General features: G+C 57.6%; 1 pseudogene. It reads left to right on the top strand.

The features are described 5' to 3' along the window. Positions 1-301 precede the first annotated feature (301 nt). Positions 302-526, top strand: a pseudogene (locus GPL81_RS30700) (hypothetical protein); the annotation flags it as partial.

The raw sequence follows: 526 nt of genomic DNA on the forward strand, positions 1-526 counted from the left end.
CTTGGGGCTTTTCCAAGTGACTCGCCGTAAGGGCGAAACCCTAAGTGGCCGTTACCGCAGGAATGGATATGTACTCGGTCAGCAAGAGACAGGTCGGCTGTCAGGCCGCCTTCGCTGGCGAGCCAGCTCCAACAGTTGGGTTTCGTACACCTGCAAGTACAAGCCACGCGCCTACGAAGGGCCGTTCCATCTATCCATTGACCGCATCAATAGTCACCATTGACTCAATGAAGTTCTCTTAAAAACTGTGCGGCGTAACATCAGCTCCATACCCACCGACAACACCCTGGAGCACACGATCATGAAACGCCAAACCCTCCTCAGCATCGCTTTCTCGATCTTCGCAGTGAACGCTTTCGCCGCGACCTCGGCTCAACCTGTAGTCGCTGAAGGCGGCTCGGATCGTCTGATTGAAAGCCGTGTGGCTGAGGGCGGTTCTGATCGCCTGCTCGAAAAACGCGCTGTGGCGGCTGATGGCGCCGATCACCTGCAAGGCAACCGCGTCGCCGCCGATGGCTCCGACCAC

This window comes from Pseudomonas izuensis, from assembly GCF_009861505.1.
Taxonomy (GTDB): Bacteria; Pseudomonadota; Gammaproteobacteria; order Pseudomonadales; family Pseudomonadaceae; genus Aquipseudomonas; species Aquipseudomonas izuensis.